Raw genomic sequence first — 16,195 nt, 5'->3', positions numbered from 1 at the left:
TGATCGGAGGCATTAAAGATGGTTGATCTGGGCGATCGTATAGCCGAATATGCACACAAGTCTGGTTTTCAGGTTGTAGAAAGCCAGAAAGTACACGAGATAGATGGTGTTGCGTATCGCATGGTGCATACAAAAAGCGGCGCCCAGCTTCTATTTTTGCAAAACGAAGACAATAATAAATCTTTTTCTATAACGTTCAAAACACCCGCCGCAGACGATACGGGCGTTTTCCACATACTGGAACATTCGGTATTGTGTGGGTCTGACAAATTTCCAGTAAAAGAGCCATTTGTTGACTTACTCAAAGGCTCTATGCAAACTTTTTTGAACGCTATGACTTTTCCGGATAAAACGATGTATCCGGTTGCGTCCACTAACGATCAAGATTTGTTGAACTTGATGGATGTTTATATGGATGCAGTGTTTCATCCGCTTATATATAAGAAAAAGGCGATATTTGAACAAGAGGGTTGGCATTTTGAGCTATCCGACGCGCAGCCTGCGCAGCTGGAATATAACGGTGTTGTATTCAACGAAATGAAAGGTGCCCTGTCAGATCCAGATTCAGTTTTATACGACACTCTTTCCGCTGCATTATTTCCTGACACTACTTATAGATTCGAGTCGGGTGGAATTCCAGCAGCCATAGTTGATCTAACATACGAGGACTTTCTGGAAACTCATGCAAGGCATTATCGCCCCGATAATAGCTACATAATTTTATATGGCAACGTGGATATAGAACGAATACTTGCATTTTTGGATCTTAATTATTTGTCGCCTTTATCAGAAGTTGAACGTAAGGTTTTAGCTCCAAATCCTATAGGCACACAGAAGCCTGTAATTAATACTAATGTATTACGTCATATGGTAACGTCACCTGAAAACTCATGTGCGGCACTTGGTTTTGTTGCGGGGGATTTTTCGGATCGCGAACAGCTTATCGCCACAGATATTTTGGTTGATGCGTTGCTTGGCTCAAATGAAGCTCCTCTAAAGCGCGCTATATTGGATGCACAAATTGCCGATGATTGTATAGCTTACCTAGAAGATGGCATAGCTCAGCCATTTGTCATGCTGGAAATAAAGGGCTTGCGCGAGGGGGCGGTTGAACGTTTTGGCAGCATCCTTCGCAAGAGCGCGCAGGCGTTGGCATCAGGTGGTTTAGACCACGAACTAATAGAAGCCTCGCTTTCGCATGCTGAGTTTGTTATGCGTGAACATAATATGAGATACGCCGATGGTGTGGTTTATTCGATAGCCGTTATGTCTGGATGGTTATACGATGACGATATGGCGCTAGATAACATACGTTTTGAGGCTGCATTTGCCAGCTTGCGCGAAAAGCTAGAGCATGGGTATTTTGAAGAACTTATTTCGCGATTATTCTTAACAAACAATCATTATGCACAAGTGGAAATTGTGCCTGTTCAAGACAATGAAGACGATGTGCTGTGTGAGAAATTGCAAAAATACCAAGCAGCTATGGAAGATGATGGTTTGCAAGCTATCGCTAATAATGTAGCATCGCTTCGGCTGGCGCAGCAATCTCCCGATACGCCAGAGGCGCTATCTACGCTTCCGCGTCTCAATATTAGTCAGATAGGTATAGTGCCGCCAGAACCGAAATTTGAGCTGGATACCTCTACTTCTATTGCGTGTTTGCGCCACCATATTCCGTCGCATGGCATAGCTTATTTCTATAGATATTTCCCTCTAGATGGAATAAGTTTTGACGAACTGCCTTACGTGGGGTTGCTCTCTATGCTGTTAGGCAAACTGGATACTAGTGCGCATACTGCTGCCGAAATAGATCTTTTGAGCCAAGCTAAACTGGGTAACTTGAACTTTTTTGCAGAGGTTCACGAACACATAGCTGATAATAACTTTAGTGCAAAGTTTGTAGTTTCCACATCGGCATTGGCGCAGAATTGCTCGTATGCAGCCAGTATTGCTGATGAGGTAATGCTTCACACCAACTTTCACACATACGAAAAACTCCGCGATATTCTTATGCAGAAACGAGTGGCTATGGAGCAAGGTTTTGCCTCGGCGGGCAACGCTGTGGCATCGCGCAGAGCCGCATCTTACTATCTTCCAGCTGCATGTGTGCGCGAACAGTTTAGCGGAATAGATTTCTATCGTTTTCTGAAAGAACAAATAGAAAATTTTGAGGAAAATAAAGAAACACTGGCAAATAAATTGCATGAAATTGCTCGGCGTATATTTACCGGAAATAATTGTCTACTTTCATTTAATGGCGAAGATGCAGATCTTGATAATTTCCTGAACGCGCATAAAGAATTTGAAGCACAATTTAGCGATGTGGACAGCGCATCTTCTGAGACGTGCTTGCGGGTGCCCAATCTTGTAGATAAACATGAAGCATTTATTGTTCCAAGCGATGTTTCGTATACAGCACTTGTGGCTGACCGTAGACAAGTTGGAGAATATTCAGGTGTTTGGTCTGTAATTTCTCGTGTGCTTACTTACGGCTATTTGTGGCAGGAAGTGCGCGTATTAGGAGGAGCATACGGAACAGGATTTAGTAGTACCATAACCGGCTTATCCAGTTTTACATCGTATCGCGACCCTCATCTTGATGAAACTGTGCAACGCTTTAAGGGTTGCGCTAGTTGGCTTGCTGAATTTGCTCCCAATGAAGAGGAATTTACTGGATTTATTGTAAGTTCTGTGGCGGGTATGGATGCGCCGCTTAAACCGCGAGAATTAATGCGCAGGCAAGACGGTATGTATTTCAGCGGATACACGCCAGAGTTGCGGGCGCGTTCGCGTTGTCAGATATTGGAGTGTACAGTTGAAGACATACGCGCCTTTTCAAGTGCTATGGAAAGGTTATGTCAATCTGGACATGTGTGCTCCGTTGGTAATCGAGACATACTTAAGTCCTCTAAATTGGAATTTGAACTAGTCGATCTTATTGGGTAATTTGGGGACTAGCTCCTTTTCGCTTATAATCTTTTCTCCCGGAAAGAGGCGAGGAATGGCTGATAAGGCAGATTTTAAACATATTAAAGTTACCAAAAGCGATGACGATATAGTTATAGTTGCGGGCGCAGTAAACGCCGATGCGAAAAACGTTAGCGACGCGCCTAGTAAAAATATTAACTATGCGTCTAGTGTAAGCGCTAACGTAAGCGCCAATGATGTGCCTAGTGAAAAAAAGAAGCCAACAGCTAAGCCGAAGAACAAGGAATATGCGCAAACTTCACTAGCCGATATTGAGCAATCTAAGATGCCGCTTACGCAGAAGATAATCATTGCACTAGCGGTAATAGCGATAATTGTGTTCGCAATCTGGTATGTGATATTTTGACTTAAAATGCAGCAGTATATGCAATACAAAAATGCAGTAGAGATGGATGGAAATTGTGGCTGAGCAAGAAGAAAAATATTTTACAGAACAAGAAGATGTAGAAGTAGAGGCTTTAGACGAATTTGAAGAAGCCGTACAGGGCGGTACTTCTGCTGCTCTTAATACTGAAGAAAGCCAGCAAGAGGCGGAATCTCCAGCTGAAAAGAAAGGTCCAAAACGCGGCAAGCATTCAAAAGGTGAACCTGAGCCTCCTGAATATATAAAGCGTTCGCGAAGAATGCGCAAAATATTACTTGTAATAATAATTGTATTGGTTATTTTGATTGTAGCCGGCTGCGTTTTAACATACATGCTAGTCGATACCGCACGTAACGCCGCATCTCAACAGGCTCTTACTTCTATATCTGATGTCAACTCTTTAGAAGATGGCGATGAAGCTAAAGATGCATCTACATCTACGTCGAAGCGCACTACTGTTCCAGATTTAGTTTCGCTTTTGGGTATGAATCTTGATCAGGTAGTTGCAGAGCTGCAGCACGGTGCTCAAGTTAGCGGAATGACCGAGGTTAACGAGGAAGGTAATCCCGTCAAAATGCAAGTTAGTATTGCTTTGTCTGACGAGCCCGCCGATACTCGTTCTGGTACTCCTAGTGTTTACCTCGATTTGGACGAGGCGGGCAACGTAATAAAAGCAGGCTATTCAGTAGCTACGGCTTCTATTGGGTACGGCACACTTAGCTTTGCTGATGCTGTACAAAATGAACGAATAATAGAAAAGACTATAGAGGAAGCGGGGCTTACGGTTGCCAACCAAAGCGCCGTGCTTCCCGAGGATAAAATGGCATATTCAACATATGCTAGCGACGGCACAACGCTTACGCGCGAATACTGCGAATTTTCTGGCACTGGTAGTGCGGGGGGCGCAGAATATACATGGCAGGCTTCGCTTTCATATGATTACAATATGGCTAATGCTACAGGCAATCTTGCCGATACTATCCGTACTATATATGTATATGTCAGTGCTTAGGTCTTCAAGGAGTTACACATGTCTAAGGGTACATATTCTGTAACCACGCCTATCTATTATGTAAATGCAGCGCCACATCTTGGCACCGCCTATACAACTATAGCCGCCGATGTGGTTTCTCGTTATCAGCGTATGAATGGCTACGATGTTGCGTTTGTCACCGGAATGGACGAACACGGGCAAAAAGTAGCCGATACCGCTGCCGATCACGGAATGACACCGCTTGAGTGGTGCGATTCTATGGAGCCAGCATTTCGCGATGCATGGGATATGCTAGATATAACATATACCGATTTTGTGCGAACCACCGAGCCGCGCCAAGCGAAAAGCGTGCAACAGTTTTGGCAGAAGCTCTACGACGGTGGATATCTTTATAAGGGTTCGTATGACGGATGGTATTGTGTACACGAGGAAACGTATTACGCTGAAAGCGATTTAGAGAAAAACGATGAAGGCGAATTTGTTTGCCCAGATTGTAAGCGTCCTGTGCAGCGTGCCGGTGGAGAAGAGAATTGGTTTTTCAAGCTTAGTGATTTTCAGCAGCCGTTGCTTGATTTGTATGAGAAGCGTCCAGAATTCATCCGTCCTGAAACACGTCGAAATGAAGTGGTTTCATTTGTTGCTGGCGGCTTGAAGGATTTATCTATATCTCGCTCTACTTTCGACTGGGGCGTTCCTCTTCCGTTTGATGATGGGCATGTTGCATACGTGTGGGCAGACGCGCTTATCGCATATATGACAGGTATAGGTTACGCAGATGACGCGCGCGCTGGCGAATTTGATAGTAGATGGCCTTTTCAGTATCACTTTGTTGGAAAGGATATAACACGTTTTCATTGTGTCATATGGCCCGCGATGCTTATGGCGGCGGGCTTGCCTGTGGCTCATACCGTGTTTGGTCATGGTTTTCTTCTGACCAAGGGCGAGAAAATGTCGAAAAGCAAGGGCAATGCTTTGCGCCCGGCAGAACTTGTAGAGATATTTGGGGTAGATGCCTACAGATATTACTTTATGAGCGATGTGCAGTTTGGTGCTGACGGTTCCATATCTATAGAGCGTATGGTGCAGGTATACAATGCCGATCTTGCCAACACTTGGGGAAATTTGGTATCGCGCGTGGCAAACATGACAAAAAAATATTTTGATTCCGTTGTTCCTGCGCCTTGTGCAGATTCTCTAGATAATCCATTGCGCGAAATAGCAGATACTTTATACGCAAAATACGATGCTGCTATTTCAGATGTAGATTTTACAGCTGCGACGCAGGCGGTTCAAAAACTTGCGCATAGGGCAAACGAATACGTAGAGGAAAGTGCTCCATGGAGCTTGGCGAAGGATCCCAACAAAGCCGATCAGCTAACATCTGTTATATACAACACGCTAGAGGCTATTCGAATAATAGCTTTGTTTATGCAGCCATTTATGCCAAACACATCTTCTGATGTGTGGCAGCGTATTGGCGCTGGAGACATTGCGGGTATAACAGATATAGAAACAGCATCAAAGTGGGGTGGACTTAAGGCTGGCTCTCAAGTTCAAGTAGGGGATCCTCTATTTCCGCGCTTAGATGCTGATAAGATTGGCGAAGTAGAGGAATAGTTTATGGACGACATCTCTAATGAAGAGCCGGAGTTCATAGACGAATATTTTCGCAAGAAACCGAAAAAGCACGGGCGTGAGTGGAAGGTGGTTGATGCCCCGTATCTTTTTGCACCTGTAGCAGATACACATGTGCATTTAGATATGCTTCGAAACCCCGCTCTTGCGTTGGCTAGAGCGGGTGTACACAATGTTCAGTTTGTAGAGGCGGTGGTAGACCCGCTTGGAAGTGAGGGCGAAATAACCTTTAGCGACCTTGATGGTTGGATACAGCAAGCCCAGCTATATATCAGGCAAATGTCTACTCGCATATGCGGTCAGGGTTGGCACAGTGTTCCTCGTGTTCGTATATCTGTAGGCGTTCATCCGCATGTTGCAAAAGACTGGTGCAGTGCTGCGCGCGCTAATATCTTGACTAAGTTATGCGATAAGCGCGTAAGCGCTGTGGGAGAAATAGGGCTAGATTATCACTACGACTATTCTCCGCGTGATGTGCAGCGCAGCGTGTTTGCAGAGCAAGTTCAAATAGCAAATGAGGCGCACCTGCCAGTAATATTGCACATACGCGAAGCTTTTGACGATGCTTATTCCATCATGCAAGAAATTGGATGGGCTAGTGCAGGTACGCTGCTGCATTGCTATACATCCGATGCGCAAGAAATTGTTCGTTGGGTAGAAGCGGGCTGCTATGTGGCATTTGGTGGTGCTTTCACATTTAAAAAACTTGATCAAATACGTCAGGCTGCAAAATTGGTCCCAAGCGACAAGCTGCTTTTAGAAACTGATGCGCCATTTATGACACCTGAACCATTTCGCGGTATAGAATGTGAGCCGGCTCATACAATTTGGACTGCCGAGCGCGTTATGGAAGAGGTAATTCCCAATTCTACCGATGCGCAACGCCGCGAATTACTGGAAAGAATTTTTGAGAACTCTACGGATTTGCTTGATAGAGAACCTACCGAATGGCAAAGGGGCAGTATATGCACCGCACAATTATAGTTGGCTCTCCACGTTCTGACGGGCGATGCGCGCATTTGGCTCAAGAGATATTTGATGCTTGTATAGATGAATGCCCCGAAGACGGTGTGTCTTTGGTATCGGTTTCCAGTATCGATGTATCTGGATGTATGGGCTGCTATGGTTGCAAGCAGACGCTTTCAAAAGATTCCGCTTCGGTTCCTGCGTTTCCTGAAAAAGGAGATCCACTAGAGCCGCAAGAGCGCATACGTAAAAGCGACTCCCAGCGTCATGTTTGCGTAATAGCTGACGATATGCCAGAAGTGCGTAAACATTTAGATGCAGCCGATGAACTTATAGTTGTATCTCCTGTTTATTTTGCAAGTGCGCCAGCACAACTAAAAGCATTATTAGACAGACTGCAACCGTATTATTGGTCGGGGGTTCGCAGGCAAACTGCAAAACGTCCACTAACATTGCATGTTGTTGGAGAAGGCGGAGATCCGCATGGTATAGAACCGCTTATTGGGTGCATTCGTTCAGCGTTTTCTGTGGCTGGTTTTAAGTTGTGTGAAGTGCTTGATTGGCGTGGCAAAATTGATGAGCAAGGCAATGTTTTAGAAGATGCACAAGAATATGAAATCTAAAGTGTCTTCGTTGGCATCTCCATCGGCAACGACGGATGTGCTAAGGCGTTTTGCGCTTTCGCCAAAGAAACAATTTGGGCAAAATTTTCTTATTAATGATGCTATAGTGCGAAAAATTTTACACTTGGCTGAAGTTTGCCAGAGTGACGACATAATAGAAATTGGTCCCGGTATAGGTACGCTAACGTGCGCTTTAGCGGCTAATGCACACTCGGTTATATCTGTTGAGCGCGATGCCGATTTACTAGATGTTCTTGGCTACACCATGAATGATGCGAAAAACTTCCATTTAATTATGTGCGATGCACTAAATGTTAAAGCAGATGCAATATCTGATGCCGTTGCACACTTGTCAACTTTTGATACTGATTGCAAATTGCCGTCTAAGCTGGTGGCTAATCTTCCGTATGCTGTGGCAGCTACAGTGGTGCTTCGTTTTTTTGAAGAGTTTTCTTTTATAAAGAGCGCTACTGTAATGGTGCAGCGAGAGGTGGCAAATCGTATGCAAGCGCGTCCTGCCACGAAGGAATATGGCGCTTACACAGTGAAATTGTCGCTATTTGCGAAACCCAATGGAAGCTTTTCGGTTTCTGCTGGTAATTTTTTGCCTGCACCTCGTGTTGAAAGCACCGTTATACGATTAGATAGATTCTCGCCGAAAGATGAAAGCGGCAAGCCGTTTTCTGCAAATGTTATAACTGCTGCGGCTGATATGGCTGATGCAGCATTTTTTGCGCGCAGAAAGACCATAGCAAATTCCGCTACGGCGTATTTTCGCGCTAATGGAGCAAGTGCGATAGCGCAAAAGGTACCAGAAATTCTAGAAGCTGCACATATTGACCCGCGCCGTCGCGGTGAAACGCTTACGCAAGATGAATTTCTAGCTTTGGGCAAAATAATTGCGCTTAATGTATCTGAACAAGGTGTGTAATAAACATTTGTTCGGTACATACTTTTCCCCTATGAGTTAGAATGTTCAAGAAAAACAACGCGTATAACATGTATGCAGCAAAAGGGTGATTAACGTGACTGATAACGAATCGAGCATACCAAGGCGCGAAGATGATTCGCAAAGCTTTACAAAAGATTATTTAGACCGCGCTAAGGCTGCGTGTGATGCAGGCGATGCGGTATTGGGTATGTATCTTTATATGGCAGCATTTGAAGAGGCGGCCTGCGGAGAAGGCGCTCCTAGCGAAGATGCTTTGACCGGTTTGAAAGAAGCGTGGGCATTGGCTTGCACTCACAAAGAACGTTCTTTAGCCGAATATATTTTCGAGCGTTTAGAGCCTTATCTTTCGGCTGAAGAAATTACCATTTGCGCCGAAGCCTTGCATGGTTTGGCGTTAGATAAGCTGGAAGAATTTGGGCTTTCTCGCGAAGATTTGGAAGACATGGCGCACGCCATAACTGAAGATTTATTAGATGGGGAAGAGCCTATCATCCATATTGAGCGCATTGCAGAGGATCGTATTCCTCGAAACTCAACTGCGCTTTCTGCAGTTTCCGATACTTCGGATAAGAAATCAAAAACAAAAATCATATTGGCTGGTGCGGCAAATATTGCAAAAAATAAGCCAGCTAGTTCTAATGAAGAAACACTAGATTATTCCAATATTGCTGGTTATATTAATGCTATAGGTGCCATGCGCGATTTGGGCATAGGTATGCGCAACGATCCAGACTTCAAAAGTCTGCTAGACATGCTTAATAGCTTGCATGGTTTGCCTAAGAAACCTGCGCTAGATACTATTTTATTTAGATCGCCTGCTCGCGAAGATGTAAACAGCTTTATGATGGCTACACTAGGCGAATTGAATATGCCCACTGTTCATATGCGCATGGAAGAGAGCTATCAAGGCTTACCGCTTCTATGCGTAAGCGCTCGCGCTGTAGATATTCCGAATAACGGCTCTCTTCATGATATTTTTCAGAAGGGTGGCGTGCTGGTACTAGAAGACCTAGATTTTTGGGCATCTCCGGTAACTGACGAGGGCGACGATGGAAATGCCTTTTTTATGATGCAGCTAACACGTGGGGCGCGCGAAGCGGTTAACTTGATTCGTTTTGCCGTTGAAAGCCCAGATGTATACGTTATAGCTACCTGCACCGATATCGATGGTATAGATAGCTTCTTCATGGAGCTTTTAGAACCCATGTCTCTTGTGGATATAGATTTACCTACAGCTGAAGAGCGCATTCAGATATGGGATTATATTGCCGAGAAGCACCCGTCGATTAGAGGTATTAATCGCGCCGATCTTGTCAGGTTGTCCTCAAATATGTCGCGTATTGATATTTATGCGGCGGCTAGGGAAGCTGTTGAAGATGCTTACAAGGCAGGGCTTATGCTGCGAAGGTATCAGCCGGTTACGCGCGAGAACATTTTCGACAAGATAGCAGCGTATCAGCCGCTTGAATCTAGCGAGTACGCAGAGTTAGAAGACGAAGTAATTCGCGACTTTCGTCGCGACCTCGGGCATATTGATGACATACTAGATTAACCGCCGCTTGTTCGCTTTGCTAATTAGTGAAGCGAACGGGCTGGTTAAATTACAGGGTATGACCCCAATACCTTAACTTCGCGCAATTTCAGTCGTAGGCAAGAAAGTGCTGTTTGCACATCTAGGTCTATGTCTTTGCCGGAAAATTCCATGAAAAACATGTAGTCGCCGAACTGCTGTTTAAGTGGTCGTGATTGAAGCATTGTTATATTGATGCCAGCATAGGCAAATTCGGACAGTATCATATTCAGGGCACCAGCTTTGTCTTCGCGCAAGAAAAGGGCCAATGTGGTTTTGTATGTTTTGCCGACAAGTTGCGCTGCGGAACCCGGGCGACCTATTAAGGCAAATGCAGTTTGGTTGCCCAGATGATCTTCTATGTCCCTTGCAGCAACAACGCATCCGTGCAGCTTGGCGGCATACTCGTTTGCGATTCCTGCTATGGTTGCATCGGTTGCTGCTAAGCGTGCGCTTTCGGCGGTAGAAGGCATAATCATAGTTTCGCGGCTTGGAAGATGCTCGCTCAAATAGCGCCTGCATTGAGCAAGGCCCTGTGGGTGTGACGCCACCGTGCGTATATTATCTATAGAAGCATCTTTTGCAGTAACCAGACAGTGATGTATGTCAATTACCGTTTCAGCCAAAATGACCGCAGATGAGCGAAATGCAAAATTGTCAAGCGTAGCGGTTACAGGGCCTTCTAGCGAGTTTTCTTTGCCTACAACACCAAAGCCTGCACGTCCGCGATCTACGCAATCGAAGACATCGTCAAATGAGGTGCACTCTATAAGTTCAGGGTTATCTATTCCTAAAGATGCTGCAAAAACATCAGCCGCCTCGTGTGTATATGTGCCGCGAGGACCTAGAAATGCTATTGTCTCATTCAACTCTGACATGCCATCTCCTTCAAACAATAAGACCAGCATTGTATGCTCAAAATAGACGGCTAAACAGTTTAGCGCAAAAGCGCGGCGCGTTTATAAAGTGATCTGTTTGGCTGTTTATCATGGCGAGAATAATCAATGTTACACATTAATCCATCTGTAACATTTTCGGGCATTTACACCGCGATTTCAACCTAATTGGTGGCTGCCGCGTGCAGGTTAAAGCGAAAATAAGCAAAATGGTAACAGTTGTAAAAAGACGAGGGCACCCAAGGGAGGTGTTACACATGGTAGATCAGGCCACGACTACGGACGCATTTGGCGTGCTGGAGTCACGTGGGGTTAGCCGCCGCAGCTTTATGAAGCTTTGCGCTGGCGTTGCTGCCGCGGCAGGTTTGTCGCAGCTGGCTATTCCGCGTGTTGCCGAAGCGCTAGAGAAGTCTGTGATTGGAGCCACGTCTGGTGACTTATATCCGGTTATTTGGATTGAAGGCGCATCGTGTACGGGATGTACGGAATCGTTTGCTCAGATCGAGACACCCGATGTGGCGTCGATAGTTCTTGATGTAATATCACTGAACTATTCTGAGACTCTATCCGCGGCTGCCGGGTATTCCATGGAGGAAGCAAAAGCGCAGACTATTGAAGCTGGCAACTACGTATTAGTGTACGAAGGCGCGGTTTTAGAGGGATGGAATGGCAATGCGCTGCGCGTAGCAGGAGAGACTGGCAACGAGGCGCTTATACACGCTGCGGCATCCGCGAATGCGGTCATGGCTGTTGGCTCATGTGCAGTAAACGGCGGTTGGTGTGCTGCTTATCCCAACCCATCGAAAGCTATGGGCGTGCAGCAATTCTTAAAGAAGGAAGGCATCAATACTCCAGTTATTAATGTCCCCGGTTGTCCCGTTAATCCCGAGTGGATAATGCAGGTTCTGGTGGATGTTGTGATGCTGGAAGATCCGTCACTGGTTAAGCTGAACAGTTTCAACGAGCCAGCTGATCTATTCGATCAGACCATTCATGACAATTGCCCCCGCCGCGGTCATTTTGAAAATGGCGAATTTGTTTACAAGTTCGGCAGTAAGGAAGAAGCACTTGGTTATTGCTTGTATCCTCTAGGATGTCGCGGTCCGCAAACAAAGGCTCAATGCCCTGTAACACTGTGGAACAATCGTCGTTCTTGGTGTGTTCAGGCTGGCGCTCCTTGCATTGGATGCTGCGAGGCTAATCCGAACGATCCGGGCGACAACTGGGTACAGGTAAATACTCCGTTCTATCAGCGTTTCCGCGACTTGCGTGTTGGCGATTTCAAATTCCAACCCGAGCCTGCTGCATGGATTCTTACCGGTATTGTGGCGCTTGCGCTTGTGTGCCATGGTTTCGGCATGAAGAAGACTGGACGTATGGACGGTGGCGCACCGTTTGAGGCTATCCGTAAATGGGATAAGGCACATCCAGAGCAATCAATTGGCACATATGCCGATCCGAATGAAGGCGGTCCTGTTATCAGTTCTGAACTGACTCAAGAGAATACGCATCATGCAGCGCCTTCGGCAGAAGCTATGGCTGCTGATATAGAAAATACAGCGGGAGGTGAGGCGAAATGACGCGTTCGATCATTGATCCCATAACCCGTATTGAGGGCCATCTGCGCGTCGAGATGGAAGTTAACGACGGCGTTGTATCTGATGCTTGGGTATCGGGTGGCTGCTTCCGCGGTATGGAGCTTGTTGTACAGAATCGCACCCCTGAGGATGCGGCTCAAATCGTACAGCGCATCTGCGGCGTTTGCCCGGTTTCGCACTCGCATGCATCGTCTATTGCGGCTGAGAAAGCCTACGGAATTACCATTTCTAACAATGCACGTATCATCCGCAATCTTATTGAGGGTGCGCAGTTCCTGCATTCTCACATTCTGTGGTTCTATAACCTTTGCGCTTTAGACTATGTAAATCCTCTGAATGCTCTGAAGGCTGATGTGGCTTCTACATACGATCTTGCGCAAGAGGTTGGCACGTCAATAAACACCGACTTCAAGCTGCTGAAAGAAAAGCTAGAGCGCTTTGCTGCTAATGGTCAGTTGTCAATTTTCTCTGGCAACTGGTTTGACTGCGACAATGGCGAGGGCTACAAGCTTCCTCCCGAGGTTGACCTAATCTGCACTTCTCACTATCTTGAGGCGCTGAAGATGCAGGCTCGCGCCAGCGAGATAGCAGCTCTAATCGGTGGCAAGATGCCTCATGTTATGACTATCGTACCAGGCGGTACTGCGTTTGTTCCCACCGAGGCGAAGCTTGACGATCTGTGGGCAATGGCAAACGAGATTTATAACTGGGTATCTACAACCATGATTCAAGATACTCTGGCTTTAGCGCCGTTCTATCCTGAGGTTCTGAAATTTGGCAAGGGCTGCGGTCGCTATATTGCTTGGGGTGTTTTTGAGGGTCCGGAATGGCCCTATGGTGGCGACTACACCGAACAAATGGTTAATCGCTATCTGCCCATGGGCGTGTTGGATGAGAAGCTTAATATTTCCAATGTGGAAGAATCGCTTATCACTGAATATATGGGTCACTCTTGGTACGTGGGCGATTCTACTCACGAGTCACCCTATTTCGTGACAGAGCCTGAATTCTCTGAGTACAACGTTGAAGATCGCTACACTTGGGTGAAGTGCCCGGCATACGACGGCAAGCCGATGGAAGCTGGCGGTTTCGCTCGTATATTGGCTGCTTACAAGCGCGGTGTACCTTTCATCGTAGAAAATGTAGACAAGATGTTAGTGGCGCTTGGTGCAAAGCCCGGTCAACTAACCGCTCTGCAGTCTACACTTGGTCGTACCGCTACTCGCCAAATTGAGACTCTCTACATTGCGGGTCTTATGAAAGAGTGGACGCTAGAACTTATGGAAGCCATTAAGGGTGGCGATTCTGAGTACTTCCGCGAGCCTGTTACCACTACAGGTGAGGGTACGGGTTTCTGGGAAGCTCCGCGTGGTGCTCTCTATCACTCAGAGAAGGTTACTAACCGCAACGTAGATGGCTATCAGATTATTATTCCGTCTACTTGGAATTTGGCACCGGCGAACGCTGAGGGCGTACATGGTCCGATGGAGCAGGCACTTATTGGCAACCCAGTGGAAGACATTGATATGCCGATTAACGCCCTGCGTACTGTTCATAGCTTCGACCCATGCACCGCTTGTGCTGTGCATATCACCGAGCCGAAGACGGGCAAAACATTCAAGACTGTAACAAGTCCTTGGGGGGTGAAGTAAATGGCGCATTTAGCACATTACCGTGAAGCACACCCTATGGTCTTCGTGGTTACTCACTGGATCAATCTTGTATGCATGATTCTGCTTATTCTTACAGGCTTTATCATTCATTATCCGTTTATTGCTGCCATTATGGGAATTTGCCGTGGCGTGCATGTATTCTGCGGCTTCGTGCTGTTCCTTAATTGCGTGTTCCGTGTAATTGCGGCATTCATTGTGAAAACATCGCCTACGGGTGGCACCCGCAAACAAGACACCGACTATAAGTCTTGGCTGCCACAAAAAGACAATCGTCATCAGGCACTTGAGTGGGTTAAGTATTATCTGTTCCTGCGCAAAGATCATCCGCTAGGAGCTAAGCTGGGCGTTCCGCAGAAGCTTTCTTATCTGCTAATTCCCATACTTATCGTGCTTATGTTCTGGACAGGTCTTTGCCTGTGGGGCGTAACGATGAATCTTCCTGCAATGGCTGCTACCACCACATTGGTCGGCGGCGCTATGAGCATGCGTATCATTCATTACTATGGCATGTTTGTGTTCATCATCTTCATGTTCATACATATTTACTTGGCAAATGTTGAGAGCACGGCTCCGACCAAGCTAATGTTTTTCCATAAAGAGCATGGTGGCTTGGTGTACGACCCCGATCTGCACAACATTGTTGGTGAAGATTTGAACCCGCATAGCGATACGCCTAAGGCTAAGCGCGGTCCAATTGATGATTCTCATCATGTGACACGTACTGCATCCTAAAAAGCAGAAAAACGTATGTATAATGCGGCGACCCGCTCTAGGGTCGCCGTTTTCATATAACGTGCTATATTACAATTGTGAACGGCTCAAGATAAGGAGATGTGCATTGGCAGAACTTACCGAAGAGCAAATTGCTAAGGAAGAAAAGTTTTTAAAAGGGCTGCCTAGGCTGAATATTGGGGCGCTTTTGTTAGCTCCTATATGGGGACCAGCGCATGGGTTTTGGGTAACTATTCTGTATTATCCGGCATGGCTTTTTGTAGATAATTTGCTTTTTGCTACTTATCTTGACCCAACACCATTATCTATTGTGGCATCTGTTAGTGCAGTGTTAGCTATTTTGGTTATAACGGTTGTGTTTTCCATAATTAGCCAACCAATAGCGGCGCACAGAGCTGAAGAGCAGGGCAAAAGTCGGGAAACGTATTTAAGACAGCAGCGCTATTGGGCTATAGGATGTGCTATTGGCGCTGTAGTGGCAATAGCGTTAGCTAGTGTTTATAACCTAACTATAAGAACTGAAGTGTAAATGGATCAACAAAATGAAAATGCCTTATCCTCTGAAGAAGAGGTTTCTGGTGTGCTAAGCGAAGAACGCATAGCAGTTTTTTGTGTAGGAAATAGGCTGATGCTAGATGATGGGATAGGACCTGCTGTTTTTGACGAACTTGCTTCTTATGAATTTCCCAAAAATGTAGAACTTTTAGACGTGGGATGTATGAGCCTTTCTATGGTTGGTTATGTGGAAAGTTGCGATTATATTATCACTGTCGATGCGGTGGACGGAACAGGGCAGCCTGCAGGAACCATTTTCGAATTTGAGCCCGAGGATATGGCGCGACATACTGGAGCTATGGCTTCTCTGCACGATTTGAAATTGGTTGATTTGTTTGATGCCGCACAATTGATGGGCTATACAGCTGAGGGGCGCTGTTTTGGAATGCAGGTGGAGAATAGAAGCCCCGAATTTGTCACGGAAGGTCTTACTCCTGCCGTCTTCAATAACCTGCCATTGTTGGTTGATACGGTTTTGGCTAATTTGGTGCGCAGAGGCGTAAAAGTGCGCTATATAGAAACAGGCGAGCCAATCAGACCCGGCTGGCATCACTGTATTCAAAAGTTAAATGATGAATAGCGAAGTTTGGCACAATGTTTCGTTCAGAAGCTGCGCAGTTTTCACTTCGCTTTACGCTATATTTCG

General features: G+C 46.0%; 14 protein-coding genes. 13 read left to right on the top strand and 1 reads right to left on the bottom strand.

Annotation, left to right across the window (positions count from 1 at the left end):
* Nucleotides 1-18 precede the first annotated feature (18 nt).
* The 8 genes from G7Y37_RS01115 to G7Y37_RS01080 all read left to right on the top strand — a co-directional run bounded on the left by G7Y37_RS01115 (nucleotide 19) and on the right by G7Y37_RS01080 (nucleotide 10,077).
* Nucleotides 19-2,949, top strand: a complete 2,931-nt coding sequence (locus G7Y37_RS01115) for an insulinase family protein (protein ID WP_165060404.1) — start codon at nucleotides 19-21, stop codon at nucleotides 2,947-2,949.
* A gap of 55 nt (nucleotides 2,950-3,004) precedes the next feature.
* Nucleotides 3,005-3,337 carry a hypothetical protein gene (locus G7Y37_RS01110; RefSeq protein WP_165060402.1) on the top strand — a complete coding sequence of 111 codons (333 nt, stop codon included), beginning with the start codon at nucleotides 3,005-3,007 and terminating at the stop codon, nucleotides 3,335-3,337.
* Between the two features lie 55 nt (nucleotides 3,338-3,392).
* Nucleotides 3,393-4,367, top strand: a complete 975-nt coding sequence (locus tag G7Y37_RS01105) for a histone-lysine N-methyltransferase (RefSeq protein WP_165060400.1) — start codon at nucleotides 3,393-3,395, stop codon at nucleotides 4,365-4,367.
* An 18-nt stretch (nucleotides 4,368-4,385) separates the two neighbouring features.
* A complete protein-coding gene (metG, locus tag G7Y37_RS01100; RefSeq protein ID WP_165060398.1) occupies nucleotides 4,386-5,966 on the top strand; it encodes a methionine--tRNA ligase in 1,581 nt (526 codons plus the stop codon).
* A 3-nt stretch (nucleotides 5,967-5,969) separates the two neighbouring features.
* Nucleotides 5,970-6,968 (top strand): TatD family hydrolase, encoded by a 999-nt coding sequence (locus G7Y37_RS01095; RefSeq protein ID WP_165060395.1) that lies wholly within the window; start codon nucleotides 5,970-5,972, stop codon nucleotides 6,966-6,968.
* Nucleotides 6,950-7,573: a flavodoxin family protein gene (locus G7Y37_RS01090; RefSeq protein WP_165060392.1), complete on the top strand. Its 624-nt coding sequence runs from the start codon at nucleotides 6,950-6,952 to the stop codon at nucleotides 7,571-7,573. Before G7Y37_RS01095 ends, G7Y37_RS01090 begins: the two co-directional genes overlap by 19 nt.
* Nucleotides 7,563-8,504, top strand: coding sequence for a 16S rRNA (adenine(1518)-N(6)/adenine(1519)-N(6))-dimethyltransferase RsmA (rsmA, locus tag G7Y37_RS01085; protein WP_165060389.1), 942 nt, complete (start codon nucleotides 7,563-7,565; stop codon nucleotides 8,502-8,504). Before G7Y37_RS01090 ends, rsmA begins: the two co-directional genes overlap by 11 nt.
* A gap of 94 nt (nucleotides 8,505-8,598) precedes the next feature.
* A complete protein-coding gene (locus G7Y37_RS01080) occupies nucleotides 8,599-10,077 on the top strand; it encodes a ribonucleotide reductase subunit alpha (RefSeq protein ID WP_165060387.1) in 1,479 nt (492 codons plus the stop codon).
* A gap of 44 nt (nucleotides 10,078-10,121) precedes the next feature.
* Here G7Y37_RS01080 and pheA read toward each other — a convergent pair whose 3' ends face one another.
* Nucleotides 10,122-10,973 carry a prephenate dehydratase gene (pheA, locus tag G7Y37_RS01075; RefSeq protein WP_165060383.1) on the bottom strand — a complete coding sequence of 284 codons (852 nt, stop codon included), beginning with the start codon at nucleotides 10,971-10,973 and terminating at the stop codon, nucleotides 10,122-10,124.
* 275 nt (nucleotides 10,974-11,248) lie between these two features.
* On the opposite strand from pheA, the gene G7Y37_RS01070 reads away from it, so the two are divergent.
* From G7Y37_RS01070 to G7Y37_RS01050, 5 genes are all read left to right on the top strand, one after another.
* Entirely contained in the window at nucleotides 11,249-12,571 is a 1,323-nt protein-coding gene (locus G7Y37_RS01070; protein ID WP_165060380.1) for a hydrogenase small subunit, read from the top strand.
* Nucleotides 12,568-14,241 (top strand): nickel-dependent hydrogenase large subunit, encoded by a 1,674-nt coding sequence (locus G7Y37_RS01065; protein ID WP_165060378.1) that lies wholly within the window; start codon nucleotides 12,568-12,570, stop codon nucleotides 14,239-14,241. The genes G7Y37_RS01070 and G7Y37_RS01065 overlap by 4 nt, the downstream gene beginning before the upstream one ends.
* A complete protein-coding gene (locus G7Y37_RS01060) occupies nucleotides 14,242-14,994 on the top strand; it encodes a cytochrome b/b6 domain-containing protein (RefSeq protein WP_165060375.1) in 753 nt (250 codons plus the stop codon).
* Nucleotides 14,995-15,100: 106 nt separating this feature from the next.
* Nucleotides 15,101-15,523 (top strand): viscotoxin-A3, encoded by a 423-nt coding sequence (locus tag G7Y37_RS01055; RefSeq protein ID WP_165060372.1) that lies wholly within the window; start codon nucleotides 15,101-15,103, stop codon nucleotides 15,521-15,523.
* The gene (locus tag G7Y37_RS01050; protein WP_241155945.1) at nucleotides 15,524-16,129 is read left to right on the top strand and encodes a hydrogenase maturation protease; all 606 of its coding nucleotides are present in this window, start codon (nucleotides 15,524-15,526) and stop codon (nucleotides 16,127-16,129) included. It begins immediately after the preceding gene.
* Nucleotides 16,130-16,195: the final 66 nt, after the last annotated feature.

The sequence above is a fragment of the Adlercreutzia sp. ZJ154 genome (genome assembly GCF_011039055.1).
Taxonomy (GTDB): Bacteria; Actinomycetota; Coriobacteriia; order Coriobacteriales; family Eggerthellaceae; genus Adlercreutzia_A.
This window is presented reverse-complemented; position numbering and strand designations above follow the sequence as displayed.